Consider the following 15,213-nt stretch of genomic DNA (forward strand, 5'->3'; position numbering starts at 1 on the left):
TAAAGCAATTGCGGGAATATTTTTTCGATTTCCCCTTCGGGTTGAACGGGGAATCAAGGTATTGCTCGGTGTGCGGCAGTCGAAAAGCCTGCCCAGGGGGTTGTTATGAATAGGTACATTCTCATCGCATTTGCGGTCATGGCGATGGCGTTTTACGAGTTATCTGGTGGTGCAGATTTCGAGCCGGGGGACACCTCTCTGGTCATCTTCGCCGAACCCAAACCAATTGTGACCAAACCCGAGCCGCGTCCGGAGGTTGTTGCCCGCGCGAATACACGCGCTGCCGAACTGACCGACATCGCGCCCACACGCGCGCTGATCGAGCCTGTTGCGACCAACCCGGGTTCTGTTGTGACACCAGTGTCTTTGACAACGCAGGCGACAGAAGACAGCGTTGTCTCTCAGGACGTGCCTCAACCGACTGCGGTGGTCACCGACACCGTTGCTCCGATCCCTCAGGAAACGCCCGATCTGCGCTTTGTGGATGGCGACCGGGTGAACATGCGCGGTGGTCCGGGGACCGATTATGCGGTTGTCGGAAAACTTTTCCGCAATGATATGGTCGAAGTTCTGAAAGATGAAGGCAACGGTTGGCTGCACCTGCGTGCGACATCCACAGGCGAAGAAGGCTGGATCGCCGACTGGCTTGTGACGGCTGCCAACTGACGTGAGCGCGAAGACAATCCTGATAACCGGCTGCTCTTCGGGCATCGGACTTGATACGGCTCGACGGCTCAAGTCGTTGGGCTGGACGGTCTTCGCGTCGTGCCGTGCGCAAAAAGACTGTGATGCGCGTGCTGCCGAAGGGTTCGCCGCGCCGCAATTGGATTACGAGGACCCTGAAAGCATTGCGGGCTGCGCCGCGACGGTTCTTCAGGCCACCAACGGCGTGCTGGATGCCGTCTTCCATAATGGTGCCTACGCGTTGCCCGGCCCGCTGGAGGACATTCCCGCAGAGGGGATGCGCGCCCAGTTCGCGGCGAATTTTCTGGGCTGGCATGATCTGAACCGTCACCTGATCCCGGCGATGCGCCGGGCGGGCAACGGGCGGATCCTCTTCAATTCATCGGTGCTTGGTATCGTCGGCATGAAGTATCGCGGGCCCTATGTGGCTACCAAGTTTGCGCTTGAGGGGTATGCTGATGTCTTGCGCATGGAGATGGCAGAGACCGGCATCAAGGTTGTGCTGATCGAACCGGGACCGATCGAGACTGATTTCCGCAAGAACGCGATCAAACAATTCGAAAAATGGGTCGATTGGGAGTCCTCGGCGCGTCGTGCGCAGTATGAGGCATCGTTGCTCGACATGTTGAAGAAGGGTGGGAGCTCTGGCGTGCAATGGCCTGCCTCGGCAGTGACTGATGCCGTTGTAAAAGCTCTGACGGCCTCGCGTCCCAAGGCGCGCTACCGGGTCACGACCCCGACCCACGCCATGGCCATTGCCCGCCGCCTTTTGCCGACACGGGCGCTTGATTGGGTTTTGTCCAAAGGCTGACTTTTCATTCGCCTTGCGGCGCGATACGGCTACATCCCCGGGAACACCAACCGAAGGAAGACCCTGCCATGTCGCAAGACCCGCTGTTCATTGTCGTCGCTATCGCCTGTCTGGCGGTTGTGGCCATCCTGTTTTTCGGCATCGGCAGCTTTGCCAAGGGTGGAGAGTTCAACAAGAAATACGCCAACAGGGCAATGCGCTGGCGGATCATCGCGCAATTCGTGGCCGTGATGCTGATCCTGCTGTTCGTCTGGCTGCGAGGAGAGTGAACCATGGTCGTACTGAACAAGATTTACACCAAAACAGGCGATGACGGCGAAACCGCGCTGGGCAATGGGGCCCGCGTCGCGAAACATTCAATGCGCGTGACGGCGTATGGCACGGTGGACGAACTGAATTCGATTGTCGGTTTGGCGCGACTGCAGGCTGACGGCGATGTCGATGACAGCCTGTCGCGAATCCAGAACGATCTCTTCGATCTTGGCGCGGACCTGTGCCGCCCGGATATGGAAAAGGATTCCGAGGCGGAATACACGCCGCTGCGCATCGTCGCATCACAGGTGAAACGGCTCGAGTCCGAGATCGACGCGATGAACGCCAAGCTGGAACCGCTGCGCAGCTTTATTCTGCCGGGTGGCGCGCCGCTTTCAGCCTACCTGCATCAGTGCAGGACTGTGGCGCGGCGGGCGGAGCGCTTGACGGTGGAACTGGCCACGATGGAAAGCGTGAACCCGGACGCGGTGAAATACCTGAACCGACTGAGTGACTGGTTCTTCGTGGCGGCCCGTGTTGCAAATGACGATGGCAAAGCAGACGTTCTCTGGGTGCCGGGTGCGACCCGCTAAGACGGGCCGTTTTGGTTGACCAAAACGGGCGATGCGTCGACGCATCGCCCCGTCAGTCCCATCAGCCGTTCTTGTCGGTGACGTTTTCCTTGAAAGCCACTTCGAATGCCGCCTTTTGCTCGCCCGTGGCTTCGGTCTGATACCGCGCTTTCCATTCCGACATCGGCATCCCGTAGAACGCCTCGCGCCCGGCATCCTTGTCCATTTCGATCCCGCGTTCGTTCGCGGCTTCCTGGTACCAGCGACTGAGGCAATTCCGGCAGAACCCGGTCAGGTTCATCATGTCGATGTTCTGCACATCAGGCCGGTCCTCGATCAGATGCTGGCGCAAACGGCGAAACGCGGCTGCTTCGATCTCGAGTTGGGTCTGTTCGTCCATCTTTTCTGTCCTCCGGTTCAATCCGTCACCTGCGCCAAGGCCGCTTGCAACATCGGCGCAAGGCGTTTGCCCCATTCCGCTTGAGACGCTTCAGTGGCGATCAGGTCGTTTCGCAATTCGATAAGTGTGTTCAGGCGGCCATGATGCAAGGCGTGTCGGTCAATCGCATCGCCGGGCAGATGGCCGGGATAGGGTTCGTTCCGTCCAACCACCAGATCGGGTTCCGCCTCCAACGCCGCGATCAGCGGGTCGGACAGGCGGCGATCATAAGCGTGCAGGATACCGACATGCCATGGGCGGCTTGGCCGCGCTTTAAGCTGGCGGGTGAACGAATGGATGGCCACGATCACCGTATCGTCACGTCGCGCGGCAAGCGCAGCCAGTGCATCATGATAGGGTCGGTAATAGGCGTTGAGCCTGCGTGTCTTCTCTGCCGCGTCCGCGTTGCGATTGCCCGGGATCACCGACCCGTCGTAGAGGCGCATCAAAAGGGTCGGATCGTCTTCGCCCCGGTTCGGATCAATTACCAGGCGAGAAAAGTTCGACAGGATCGCAGTTCCGCCCAAGGCATCCGCCAAAGCGCGGGTGACTCCGGCGGCTCCGGGATCGAATGCAATATGCCGCGACATGTCGGCCTCGGTCAGCCCGAGCGAGCCCCCAAGATCGGGTGGCACCGTATTCGTCGCATGATCGCAGGTGATCAGCCAGCGTGTGGACCGGTTCTCTCCATGCACAAAAAATGGGACATATGTCATAGGTGTGTGATCTCCCGGACGCATCAGATAGTTGAGTTGCGCAAGAAAGGGAAATGGGCAATAACCCAAACCGGAAGTTAGCGGTAACATGGTGGTGCCATCTTGCCCGACACGCGGTCACAGTCTGCCATGACCGGCAATTGGACCGCCAGAACACAGGTGAAGGATTGAATTCCCGATGAGACGTTTGCGGAGTGTGAAAATCGTGGCCACCCTTGGCCCAGCGTCAAGCAGCTACGAGATGATCCGGGCCCTGCACGAGGCAGGGGCAGATGTCTTTCGCCTCAACATGAGTCATGGCAGCCATGCCGAGATCGCGGAGCGCCATGCCATCATCCGGCAGGTCGAAAAAGATCTCGACAGCACGATCGGTATTCTTGCTGACCTTCAGGGTCCGAAGCTCCGTGTGGGCGTTTTCGCCAATGGTGAAGAGGAACTTGAGGAGGGCGCAAGCTTCCGTCTGGACCTTGCGGACAAGGAAGGCAGCATCGACCGTGTGACGCTACCGCATCCCGAAATTTTTGCCGCTCTTGAGCCGGGCGCGCATCTATTGGTGAATGACGGCAAGATCCGCTTGAAAGTCGAATCCTGCGGCAAGGATTTCGCGGATTGCAAAGTGGTCACCGGCGGCACGATTTCGAATCGCAAGGGCGTCAACGTTCCGGACGTGGTTCTGCCGCTGGCGGCGCTGTCCGAGAAGGATCGCCTTGATCTCGAATTCGTCGCAGATTTGGGCGTTGACTGGCTCGCCCTGAGCTTTGTGCAGCGCGCGCAGGACGTGATCGAGGCACGCGAGCTGTGCAAAGGCCGTGCAGCCATTCTGTCGAAGATCGAAAAGCCGGCTGGCGTCAAAGCCTTCGATGAGATTCTCGAAGTGTCCGACGGGATCATGGTCGCCCGTGGCGATCTGGGTGTAGAACTTCCCGTGCAGAACGTTCCTCCGATCCAGAAGCGTCTGATCCGTCGTTGCCGCGCGGCGGCCAAGCCGGTGATCGTGGCAACACAGATGCTCGAGTCGATGATCGAGTCGCCAATGCCCACGCGTGCCGAAGTCTCTGACGTTGCCACCGCGATCTACGAAGGCTCTGACGCCATCATGCTGTCGGCGGAGTCAGCTGCTGGAGCCTATCCGGTCGAGGCGGTGACCACGATGAACAACGTGGCCATCGAAGTGGAAAGCGATCCGACCTACACCGAAATCATGGAAGCCTCGCGTGTGGCCAAGCGGGCCACCGTCGCGGACGGGATCGTGGCCGCTGCACGTGAGATTGCGGAAACCACGGACATCAAGGCAATCTGCTGTTTCACATCCTCTGGCACGACCGCGCTTCTCACGGCACGGGAGCGCCCACGCGTTCCGATCATTGCAATGACCAACCACATCCGGACGGCGCGCCGTCTGGCCCTGACCTGGGGCACGAATTGCGTGATCACCGGCGAGCTCGAGCGCTTCAAACAGGCGGTGGTCAATGCCGCTCGCGCGGCACGCGCCGGAGGCTATGCGGAGCCGACGGACCAAATCCTTGTGACGGCTGGTGTGCCGTTCAACACGCCGGGCACAACGAATATTCTTCGTGTGGCCCCTTGTGACGAACGTTTGATCTACAACACTGATCCGGAGTAACCTGCCCCCGTGTAACCAGTGGGAGCAGGTCGTAATGGATCCTGATACGCTTTTTGTTATCGGCCTCGGGCTTGGGGTGTTGTCCATTCCCGCGGTCGTATCAGCCGTCTCCAAGGGCGAAAGGCCGCGGATTGCCACGATCACGTTGATGATCGCGGGTACGATGATGGTCTGGGCCATCTCGAACAAGCCGGGCGGCTACGCGATTGAAGCCATCCCCGAAGTTGTCGCGCGGGTTCTTCGCGGCTTTACCTAAGGTGACTGTCGAGATTTGTGACGTTCGATCACTATAGATCAATCTCGTATATGCCTTTAGCACTTCTCTCAGACATATCGCCCGGATCGTGGAGGCGGCCGGGCGATGTATTGGGAGGAGGATGGTATGACAGCAGAGGCGCGTCCCTGGACGGCTTTTTATGGTCCGAAGGTCCGCAAGGACATCGAGACGGCATCGTATCGCACACTGGCGGATTTGATCCGGTCGGTGTCGAGCACATTTGGCGACGCACCAGCGTTCACGACCTGTTTGCCGAACGGCATGAACGGCACGTTGAGCTTTCGTCAAGTGGACGAGATGTCCGATGCCTTTGCGGTCTATCTGCGCGAGGTCGCGGGCTTGAACCAAGGCGATCGCGTCGCGCTTCAGATGCCGAACTGTCTGTCCTTCCCGGTCGCGGCCTTCGGGATTCTGAAGGCGGGGTGCATCCTTGTGAACGTCAACCCGCTCTATACCGCCGAAGAGATGGCCAAGCAGTTCACCGATGCCGAACCACATGCACTGGTGATCGTGGATATGTTCGCTGACAAGATCCCGGCGGCAACCCAAGGCCATCCGATCCCCAACATCATCGTCACGCGGGTTGCTGAATTTCTGCCATCCCTGCCGCGCGGGATTGTCGGTTTGGTGCAAAAACACTGGGACAAGTCGGTCAAGCCGATCGAGGTTGCCCATATTCGCCTTCCGGACGCTTTGGGCGCCGGGCGTGATCACATGCAGCGCGAACGCATTGCGCCCGACGTCTATTCCCAGACCGTCGATGCCAATGACGTGGCGTGCCTACAATATACCGGCGGGACAACGGGTGTCGCCAAAGGCGCAATGCTGACGCATGCCAATCTAATCATGAACATGGAACAGACGATGGAGATGCTGGAAGGCGTGGAGAAGGGCAAGGAAATCGCCCTGACCGCGCTGCCGCTCTACCACATTTTCGCTTTTACCGTGAACATGCTGGCCTTTTACTGGCTTGGTGCGCGCAACATCCTGATCCCCAATCCACGACCCCTGTCGAACCTCAAGCGGGCGTTCGAGAACTACAAGATCACCTGGATGAGCGGGGTGAACACATTGTTCAATGGGCTGACCAACGAGGTCTGGTTTACCGACAGCCCGCCCAAATACCTCAAATTCTCATCTGCGGGCGGCATGGCATTGCAAGCAGCCGTCGCGCAAAAATGGGAAGGCATCACGGGCAAGTCTGTTTTGCAGGGGTATGGCCTGACCGAAACTTCGCCAGTGCTGACGTTCAACCCGCTTGGCAAAACGCGGGATGGGTCCATCGGGATTCCTGTACCCGGAACAATGGTCGTTTGTCTGGACGAAGCTGGGAACCCGGTTCCCCAAGGCCAAACCGGAGAGATCGCGGCCAAAGGCCCGCAGATCATGGCCGGGTACTGGAACAAACCCGAAGAGACCGCGCATGCGCTGCGTGATGGATGGTTCCTGACCGGTGACATCGGTGTCATGGACCCGGACGGCTATTTCCGAATTGTCGACAGGAAGAAGGACATGGTGGTTGTGTCCGGCTTCAACGTCTATCCGAACGAGGTCGAAGACTGCCTCGCGCAACACCCCGGTATCTTGGAGGCGGCGGTCATCGGCGTGCCCGACGATGGAACAGGTGAGGCGGTCAAAGCTTTTGTCGTCAAACGCGACAACGGCCTGACCGAAGCGGACATCCGTGCCCACTGCAAAGCGCATCTGACCGCCTACAAGGTGCCCAAGCGGGTCGAATTCCGCGATGAGCTGCCGAAATCGAATGTCGGAAAAATTCTCAGAAAAGACCTGCGCGCCGAAGAACTGGCGCGTATCGCAGCGGAGTAACGGGCATGGTTGGAGCCTTCGAACAAGCGCTGCTGGCGCTGATGATCTTCGTCATCATGCTGGGCATGGGCGCGTCCCTCACACCGCGAGATTTCTATCTGGCCTTGCGGCGCCCCTACGGTCTCGCCATCGGGGTGATCTCGCAATACGGGTTCATGCCGCTGATCGGGTTCCTTCTGGCGACGTTTCTGGTTGTGCCCGAGACCATCGCGCTGGGCATTCTCATCATGGCGTGTATGCCGGGTGGGACGACCTCGAACATCTTTACCTACTTCTCCAAGGGCAATCTGGCGCTGTCGGTTCTGATGACGGTGACGTCGACTGTCACCGGTGTCGTGCTGATCCCGCTGGTGCTGGTGCTCTATGCGTCCGCGCTAAATCTCGAGATTCCGCGAGAGAACATCATCGTTACGCTGGTTCTGCTGCTTGTCCCGGTGGCCATCGGGATGGTTCTGCGAAAGCTGAGCGCCAATGTGGGAGCGGTGACAGAGTTCTTTGGCTCTGCGCTGGCGCTGTTCTTTATCGTGTTCCTGATGGTCAGCTGGATACCGCGAAACTGGCAGTTCCTGCTGGAAACCACGCCTGCCACCTATTTCGCATCTATTGGTCTGGGTTTGTTTGGAATCACAATCGGCTATCTGTTTGCCCGCGCCTTGCGTCTGCATCCCCGCAATGCGAGGACCGTGGCGCTTGAGACGGGCATCCAGAACGGACCACTGGCGATCGCGATCATCGTATTCACCTTCCAGGGGTCCGAGGCGCAGGCGATCATGGCGGTGCCCGTGCTCTATTCGCTGTTCATCGTGATCGTATCGACCTGCGTGACCTTGGTGTTCCGACGCGCCAACACGGCGGCAGAGCAGAAAATCCCGGACAGCCTGCTCTGAAACAGTTGCATTGCCCTCAAACCCCGCCTATACGGCGCGCTCTACCCGCGGGACCGGTCGAATTGGCATACCGAGTCGCGCGTTCACCGATCTGAAGACAGGAGACGGAAATGCCGAAGATGAAGACAAAGTCGAGCTGCAAAAAGCGGTTCAAGGTGACGGCCACGGGCCGCATCAAGGCAGGTCAGGCTGGCAAACGCCACGGCATGATCAAGCGCCACAAAAAGTTCATCCGCGACGCGCGCGGAACCACCACGCTGTCGAAGGCTGATGAACAGATCATCAAGCCGATGATGCCCTACGCGCGCTAAGGAGGAATTGACATGTCCCGAGTAAAAGGCGGAACCACCACACACGCCCGTCACAAGAAGGTCATCAAGGCCGCCAAAGGTTACTATGGCCGCCGAAAGAACACCTTCAAGGTTGCACGTCAGGCCGTCGACAAGGCGAACCAGTACGCCACACGCGACCGCAAGAACCGCAAGCGCAACTTCCGCGCGCTGTGGATCCAGCGGATCAACGCGGCTGTGCGTCTGCATGACGAAGCGCTGACATATTCCCGCTTCATCAACGGCCTGAACCTGGCCGGCATCGAAGTGGACCGCAAAGTGCTGGCCGATCTGGCCGTGCACGAGCCCGAAGCCTTCGGCGCGATCGTCGAACAGGCCAAAGGCGCACTGGCCGCGTAAGCGACCCAGAGTTCTGAATAAAGAAAGCCCCGTTGGTTCAGCGGGGCTTTTTTCGTTTCGGCATCAGACACCCCAATCCGCCGATCCCGCAACACGACCAAAGTTTCCCTAGCGTCATTGGGTCGCTGTTGGCACTCTCAGATCAGAACAGCAAAAATCTGGGAGGAATTTATGCTCGACTCGACATTGTCCGACACCACGCAGGCCTTTCTTGATGAATTCGGGAAGGCGCTGGAGGAAGGCGACATCGCCCGCGCCCGCGAGATGTTCGCAGACGATTGCTACTGGCGCGATCTTGTCACCTTCACCTGGAATATCAAAACAGTCGAAGGCAAGGATCAGGTCGAGGATATGCTGAAACATCAGCTTGCCACGACCAAACCGCACAATTGGGCCATCGCCGAAGGCGAAGTGGTGACCGAAGACGGCGGGATCGTGACCGCCTGGATTACCTTCGAGACAGAGGTTGCCCGTGGGTATGGCCTGATCCGTCTGCGCGAGGGCAAGATCTGGACGCTTTTGACCACAATGGTCGAGTTGAAGGGCCATGAAGAACCCAAAGGGTTTGACCGTCCGTTGGGGGCCAAGCACGGGGCCGGCAAGAACCGGACCACTTGGAAGGAAGAACGGGAGGCAGAGGCGAGCGAACTCGGCTACACCTCCCAACCCTATACGCTGATCATCGGCGGCGGGCAGGGCGGCATCGCTCTTGGCGCGCGTTTGCGCCAATTGGGTGTGCCGACCATCATCGTCGAACGCAACGAGCGCCCGGGTGACAGCTGGCGTAAGCGCTACAAGTCGCTCTGCCTGCATGACCCGGTCTGGTATGACCATCTGCCCTACATCAAATTCCCGGAAAACTGGCCTGTCTTTGCACCCAAGGACAAGATCGGCGACTGGCTCGAGATGTACACCAAGGTGATGGAGCTGAACTACTGGACCCGCACCACCGCCAAATCCGCCACCTATGACGAGGCCAAGCAGGAATGGACCGTTGTGGTCGACCGCGACGGTGAAGAAGTCACCCTGCGGCCCAAGCAACTGGTCATGGCAACGGGTATGTCCGGCAAGGCGCGCATCCCGGATTTGCCGGGTATGGACACGTTCAAGGGTGATATCCACCATTCCTCGCAGCACCCCGGCCCGGATCGCTACAAAGGCAAGAAATGCGTTGTCATCGGGTCGAACAATTCTGCGCATGACATCTGTGCGGCCCTTTGGGAGCATGACGCCGACGTGACCATGGTGCAGCGGTCCTCGACCCACATCGTGCGGTCTGACACGCTGATGGAGATCGGTCTGGGCGACCTCTATTCCGAACGCGCCGTCAATGCGGGAATGACCACCGAAAAGGCCGATCTGATCTTTGCGTCCTTGCCCTATGCGATCCTGCACGAGTTCCAGATCCCGGCCTATGCCGCGATGAAGGAGCAGGACAAAGAGTTTTACGAGGGGCTGGAAAAAGCCGGGTTCTGGCTGGATTGGGGAGACGACGACTCGGGTCTGTTCATGAAGTACCTGCGCCGTGGGTCTGGCTATTACATCGACGTGGGTGCGAGCCAGCTGATCATCGACGGAGAGATCAAGCTCAAGCGCGGGCAGGTGACCGAGATCGTTGAAGACGGGCTCATCCTCGACACCGGCGAAAAGCTTGAAGCGGATCTGATCGTGCTGGCGACCGGCTACAACTCCATGAACGGCTGGGTGGCTGATCTGATGGGCCAAGAGATGGCCGACAAGGTGGGCAAGGTCTGGGGACTTGGGTCGAACACCACCAAGGACCCCGGCCCTTGGGAAGGTGAACAGCGCAACATGTGGAAGCCGACGCAGCAGGAAAACCTGTGGTTCCATGGCGGCAACCTGCATCAATCGAGGCACTATTCGCAATTCCTTGCCTTGCAGATCAAGGCACGGATGGAAGGTATCCCGACCCCGGTTTATGCGCTGCAAGAGGTGCATCACACGTCGTAATGTCGGCATGGGGCGGGCCGTTTGGTCCGCCCCATTGCACGGAGTCGTGACAGCGGCGTTCTGGACTCGCGGTCTTAGGGCGTTACACCAAAACGCATGATGCACCGACGTACATTCCTGACAACGACAGCCGCCGCATTTTGCGCGCCATTCCTTGCGCGGGCGCAGACCGACGACCTGCGCAGCGCGATTGATGCTTTGCCGCAGTTGCATTCCATTCAGGTCAGCAAGGGCGACGAAACTGTGATCGCCGAGGCGCCTCGCGGACCCGGTCTTGATCGGCTCGCCAACATCAAATCCTGCTCAAAGAGCATCGTGGCGCTCTTGCTGGGAGCTGCCATCGACCGGGGCGAGGTGGCTTCGGTGCAAGCACCGCTCTCCGAAGTCGCGCCCAATATCCTGCCTTCCAATGCCACTCCGGGGGCGGCGGACATCACTCTCGAAGACCTTGTCACCTTGCGCGCAGGGTTGGAACGCACGTCGGGTCAGAACTACGGCGCATGGGTGAATTCCCGCAACTGGCTGGCAGATGCGTTGTCTCGACCAATGGTGGCTGAACCCGGTGGGCAGATGCTCTATTCGACCGGATCGACACATATCCTGGGCGCGGCATTGGCAGAAGCCACTGGGCAAAGCCTTCTGGCGCAGGCACGCGAACGGCTGGGCCGACCCTTGGGCATCGAAATCCCGCCTTGGACCCGCGATCCTCAGGGCTACTACATGGGGGGCAATGAAATGGCATTGCGCCCGACGGCGATACTCAAGATCGCCAAGCTGATGCGCGATGATGGTCAGTTTGAAGGGGCGCAAGTGATCCCGCAAAGCTGGGTCGCGGCCTCGACCATCCCCTATGCGCGGTCGCCGTGGTCGGGCCTTTCGTACGGCTACGGCTGGTTCCTGTCTCCGTCGGGTTACACGCTGGCCCGCGGATACGGTGGTCAGATCATCGCATCACACAAAGCCCGCAATCTTGCCGTGGCGATCACGTCCGATCCGAACCAACCCGCCCGATCCGGCGGCTATTTCGGCGATCTGATGCGACTGTTGGATGGACCCGTTTTGGCACTGGCCTGACACGAACCTCCCTTGCCTTCGCCCGCACGCTCCGCAAGATGCATGAACCCTAACCGTGCGGAGAGATCATGCCCACAGCGCCCCTTTGGCTGCTTGTTGCCCTGCAAGCCACCGTTTCCGCCGCGTCGATGGTGGTGGAGATCGTCGCAGGGCGCATGCTGGCGCCATATGTCGGTATGTCGCTTTATACATGGACCTCAGTGATCGCCGTGGTCTTGGCGGGGTTTTCCGCCGGGCATTGGTGGGGCGGGCGTCTGGCAGATCGCCCCGGCATCAACCCGATGGTGGCGACCGCTTGGGCGCTGGTCGCGGCAGCAGTCACCACGGCACTGGCGGGTGTCGCCTTGCGTGCGTCGGCAGAGCCTGTGCTAAGCGCTTTCCCACAACCCGTCTGGGGCATCACCGGGCTGACACTGGCCGCGTTTTTTCTGCCATCGCTGTTTGCTGGCATCCCGGCGCCCTTGCTGACGCAGGTGTCGCTGTCCGGCCCATCGCGACAAGGGCAGGCATTGGGCGCGATGTTCGCTTCGGGTGCCATTGGGGCCATCGTGGGTACGCTGCTGGCCGGGTTCGTGTTCATATCGTGGCTGGGAAGCCTGTGGACTCTCACAACCGTGACGCTCGTTTACACGGCAGGGGCAGCGCTGTGCTTTGTGCTGGGCAAAGGCTTGCGCATTGTTCAGGGCGCGAGCCTTGTCGCATCGGCGGCACTTGCGCTGTCCTCCGGCCTTTCGAAAGGGCCATGCACGCTGGAAAGCCGCTATTTCTGCCTGCAATCCGTCGATGTGTCAGCCGATACGTCGCATCCGACCCGCGCCATGGTGATCGACCATTTGGTACACGGTATTTCCGCCCAGGATGCACCGGATGTGATGTTCACCGATCACGCCGCCATGCTGGACGCCTTGACCCGACTTCGTGCGCCTTCTGCCGACCCCGCGACGTTCCATATTGGCGGGGGTAACTATGCGTTGCCCCGCGCCTTTGCCCATCGCGGCTTTACCCAGACAACGGTGGCCGAGATTGACCCGGCGGTGACCGCCCTCGCGCAGCAGGACTTCTGGTTCGATCCCACGGATGTTCGCGTCCTGCATATGGATGCGCGGCGGGCGCTGCTGACGGAGGATCAGCGCTACGACGTGGTCATTGGGGATGCGTTCACCGACACAGCCGTGCCGCAACATCTGGTCACCGCCGAGTTCTTTGCGTTGATCCGCGACCGGCTTACACCCGATGGCACCTATCTGATGAACGTGATCGACTATTCGGACCGCATGCAGGCGGTCGGCAGTCTGGTCGCAACGCTGCGCGGGGTATTTCCGGTGGTCGAAGTCTGGGCCGAAGCGCGGCGACCTGCACCCGGAGAGCGTGTTGTGATGGTGATTGCCGCAGGCGTGTCGGAAACTCCGACAAACAGCTTTTCGGTGCCCGCGCCTGAACAAACCACCTTTGCCGCGCTTGGTCCCGGATTTGTGGACCAGCTTGCTGCGGCAGGCGTTTACCTGACCGACGACTACGCGCCGATAGATCGCTTGGTCGGGCCGCGCGATTAACACAACCCGACCAAGCCCATGCCAGCGCCCTCGCCGGAGTGGCGCTGGATGTTCTTTTTTTATGCCGCCTTGAGCAGCTTCTGAGGCTCGGTCACGTCAAGGCCAAGCGCCTGACCAACCGCACCATAGGTGAGCTGACCTGCATGCACGTTCAGACCTGCCAGAAGGTGCGGATCGTCGGCACAGGCCTGCTGCCAGCCCTTGTTCGCCAATGCCAGCATGAACGGCATCGTGGCGTTGCCAAGCGCGATGGTCGACGTGCGGGCAACCGCGCCCGGCATGTTGGCCACGCAGTAATGCATGATGCCATCGACCTCGTAGATCGGGTTCTCATGCGTGGTGGCTTTCGAGGTCTCGAAGCATCCGCCCTGGTCGATGGCCACGTCCACAAGCGCGGAACCCGGTTTCATCAGGCCAAGGTCTGCACGGCTCACCAGTTTGGGGGCAGCGGCACCGGGGATAAGCACGGCACCGACAACCATGTCAGCGGTCGTGATCATCTCGGCAATGTTCGCCTGGCTGGCGTAGCGGGTGCGGAAAGTGCCTCCGAACACGTCATCGAGATAGCGCATGCGGGGCAGGGAGCGATCCAGAACCGTCACATCTGCGCCCATACCAGCCGCCACGCGGGCCGCATGGGTGCCGACAACGCCGCCACCAATCACGACAACCTGTGCCGGAGTAACACCGGGCACGCCGCCCATCAGTACACCACGGCCGCCATTGGCCTTCTGCAAGGTCCACGCGCCCATCTGCGGCGCAAGCTTACCGGCGACTTCGGACATCGGGGCCAGCAGGGGCAGGCCGCCATTGCGGTCGGTCACGGTTTCATAGGCGATCGCGGTGCAGCCCGAGGCGAGCAGATCACGGGTCTGCTCGGGGTCCGGCGCGAGGTGCAGATAGGTGAACAGCAACTGACCTTCGCGCAGCATCTTGCGCTCGACCGCCTGCGGTTCCTTGACCTTGACGATCATGTCGGCGGTCGCGAACACCTCTTCTGCGGTGTCGAGGATCTGCGCGCCAGCAGCGGTGTAAGCCGCATCGTCAAAGCCTGCGCCAATGCCGGCACCTTTCTGGATCAGAACGGTATGGCCATGTGCAACGGCTTCCTGTGCCGCGCTCGGAGTGACGCCGACGCGGAATTCCTGGGGTTTGATTTCGGTTGGGCATCCGATTTTCATGACTGTCTCCTCCGACTCTGTCTGTCGAGAGGATGCGCCTCTTTCGTTGCAATTTCGTATGGATCTTTGGCGGCAGACAGGCCATTTTGCGAAGACCCTTCGAAGAATAGGGTATTTATCGGGAGGAAACTTGCGTCATGTCCCTAGATGACACGGATCGGCGGATTCTGCGCGTCCTGCAGCGCAAGGGCCGCATCTCGAATGCCGAACTGGCCGAGTCGGTGAACCTTTCGGCATCCGCCTGCCATCGCCGGGTGCAGCGATTGGAAGCGGATGGATATATCCGGGACTATGTTGCGCTTCTCAATGCGCGCAAACTGGGGATGCCGACGACGGTCTTTGTCGAGATCAAGCTCAGCAGCCAGGCGGACGAATTGCTGGAGGCGTTCGAAAAAGCGGTCGCGCGGGTGCCTGACGTGCTCGAATGTCATCTGATGGCGGGAACGGCGGATTACATCCTCAAGATCGTAGCCGAAGACACCGAAGATTTCGCCCGCATTCATCGCCAGTATCTCACGCGGCTTCCCGGCGTGGCGCAGATGCAAAGCTCGTTTGCGCTCCGCACGGTGTTCAAGACCACCGCACTTCCGGTCTAGGACCCACCTTCAGACACAGCAGAGCAGGGCCTGCATCCCGCAGAATACGCGCTCTGGCAC

General features: G+C 59.9%; 17 protein-coding genes. 14 read left to right on the plus strand and 3 right to left on the minus strand.

Annotated features, from left to right (window positions below; all coding sequences use genetic code 11):
• Positions 1-105 precede the first annotated feature (105 nt).
• The 4 genes from ACMVPR_RS20805 to ACMVPR_RS20820 all read left to right on the plus strand — a co-directional run bounded on the left by ACMVPR_RS20805 (position 106) and on the right by ACMVPR_RS20820 (position 2,340).
• Positions 106-666: an SH3 domain-containing protein gene (locus ACMVPR_RS20805; RefSeq protein ID WP_416884417.1), complete on the plus strand. Its 561-nt coding sequence runs from the start codon at positions 106-108 to the stop codon at positions 664-666.
• A gap of 1 nt (position 667) precedes the next feature.
• The gene (locus tag ACMVPR_RS20810) at positions 668-1,495 is read left to right on the plus strand and encodes an SDR family NAD(P)-dependent oxidoreductase (RefSeq protein ID WP_416884418.1); all 828 of its coding nucleotides are present in this window, start codon (positions 668-670) and stop codon (positions 1,493-1,495) included.
• 68 nt (positions 1,496-1,563) lie between these two features.
• A complete protein-coding gene (locus ACMVPR_RS20815; protein ID WP_292265476.1) occupies positions 1,564-1,764 on the plus strand; it encodes a twin transmembrane helix small protein in 201 nt (66 codons plus the stop codon).
• Between the two features lie 3 nt (positions 1,765-1,767).
• The gene (locus tag ACMVPR_RS20820; RefSeq protein WP_300584743.1) at positions 1,768-2,340 is read left to right on the plus strand and encodes a cob(I)yrinic acid a,c-diamide adenosyltransferase; all 573 of its coding nucleotides are present in this window, start codon (positions 1,768-1,770) and stop codon (positions 2,338-2,340) included.
• Between the two features lie 61 nt (positions 2,341-2,401).
• Here ACMVPR_RS20820 and ACMVPR_RS20825 read toward each other — a convergent pair whose 3' ends face one another.
• Positions 2,402-2,719, minus strand: coding sequence for a DUF1244 domain-containing protein (locus ACMVPR_RS20825; protein WP_292265478.1), 318 nt, complete (start codon positions 2,717-2,719; stop codon positions 2,402-2,404).
• Positions 2,720-2,736: 17 nt separating this feature from the next.
• Positions 2,737-3,474, minus strand: coding sequence for an N-formylglutamate amidohydrolase (locus ACMVPR_RS20830; RefSeq protein ID WP_300584745.1), 738 nt, complete (start codon positions 3,472-3,474; stop codon positions 2,737-2,739).
• A gap of 178 nt (positions 3,475-3,652) precedes the next feature.
• Between ACMVPR_RS20830 and pyk the strand changes: the two genes are divergently transcribed.
• The 9 genes from pyk (at position 3,653) to ACMVPR_RS20875 (ending at position 13,376) form a co-directional block, all read left to right on the plus strand.
• A complete protein-coding gene (gene pyk / locus ACMVPR_RS20835) occupies positions 3,653-5,098 on the plus strand; it encodes a pyruvate kinase (RefSeq protein ID WP_300584747.1) in 1,446 nt (481 codons plus the stop codon).
• A gap of 34 nt (positions 5,099-5,132) precedes the next feature.
• A complete protein-coding gene (locus ACMVPR_RS20840) occupies positions 5,133-5,354 on the plus strand; it encodes a hypothetical protein (protein WP_300584749.1) in 222 nt (73 codons plus the stop codon).
• Between the two features lie 126 nt (positions 5,355-5,480).
• Complete coding sequence (locus tag ACMVPR_RS20845) at positions 5,481-7,202, plus strand: AMP-binding protein (RefSeq protein WP_416884419.1); 1,722 nt, start codon at positions 5,481-5,483, stop codon at positions 7,200-7,202.
• A gap of 5 nt (positions 7,203-7,207) precedes the next feature.
• Complete coding sequence (locus ACMVPR_RS20850) at positions 7,208-8,089, plus strand: bile acid:sodium symporter family protein (protein ID WP_416884420.1); 882 nt, start codon at positions 7,208-7,210, stop codon at positions 8,087-8,089.
• 110 nt (positions 8,090-8,199) lie between these two features.
• Positions 8,200-8,400 (plus strand): 50S ribosomal protein L35, encoded by a 201-nt coding sequence (gene rpmI, locus ACMVPR_RS20855; RefSeq protein WP_292265484.1) that lies wholly within the window; start codon positions 8,200-8,202, stop codon positions 8,398-8,400.
• A 12-nt stretch (positions 8,401-8,412) separates the two neighbouring features.
• Positions 8,413-8,778 carry a 50S ribosomal protein L20 gene (rplT, locus tag ACMVPR_RS20860; protein WP_292061203.1) on the plus strand — a complete coding sequence of 122 codons (366 nt, stop codon included), beginning with the start codon at positions 8,413-8,415 and terminating at the stop codon, positions 8,776-8,778.
• A 171-nt stretch (positions 8,779-8,949) separates the two neighbouring features.
• Positions 8,950-10,749 carry an NAD(P)-binding domain-containing protein gene (locus tag ACMVPR_RS20865; protein ID WP_416884421.1) on the plus strand — a complete coding sequence of 600 codons (1,800 nt, stop codon included), beginning with the start codon at positions 8,950-8,952 and terminating at the stop codon, positions 10,747-10,749.
• A gap of 96 nt (positions 10,750-10,845) precedes the next feature.
• Positions 10,846-11,823 (plus strand): serine hydrolase domain-containing protein, encoded by a 978-nt coding sequence (locus ACMVPR_RS20870; RefSeq protein WP_416884422.1) that lies wholly within the window; start codon positions 10,846-10,848, stop codon positions 11,821-11,823.
• A gap of 68 nt (positions 11,824-11,891) precedes the next feature.
• The gene (locus ACMVPR_RS20875; RefSeq protein ID WP_416884423.1) at positions 11,892-13,376 is read left to right on the plus strand and encodes a fused MFS/spermidine synthase; all 1,485 of its coding nucleotides are present in this window, start codon (positions 11,892-11,894) and stop codon (positions 13,374-13,376) included.
• Between the two features lie 59 nt (positions 13,377-13,435).
• On the opposite strand, the gene ald is transcribed toward ACMVPR_RS20875, so the two are convergent.
• Positions 13,436-14,557, minus strand: coding sequence for an alanine dehydrogenase (ald, locus tag ACMVPR_RS20880; protein ID WP_416884424.1), 1,122 nt, complete (start codon positions 14,555-14,557; stop codon positions 13,436-13,438).
• A 137-nt stretch (positions 14,558-14,694) separates the two neighbouring features.
• On the opposite strand from ald, the gene ACMVPR_RS20885 reads away from it, so the two are divergent.
• Positions 14,695-15,153, plus strand: coding sequence for an Lrp/AsnC family transcriptional regulator (locus tag ACMVPR_RS20885; protein ID WP_300584765.1), 459 nt, complete (start codon positions 14,695-14,697; stop codon positions 15,151-15,153).
• Positions 15,154-15,213 lie beyond the last annotated feature (60 nt).

Origin of the sequence: Marivita sp. (genome assembly GCF_048006345.1) — a bacterium.
Taxonomy (GTDB): domain Bacteria; phylum Pseudomonadota; class Alphaproteobacteria; order Rhodobacterales; family Rhodobacteraceae; genus Marivita.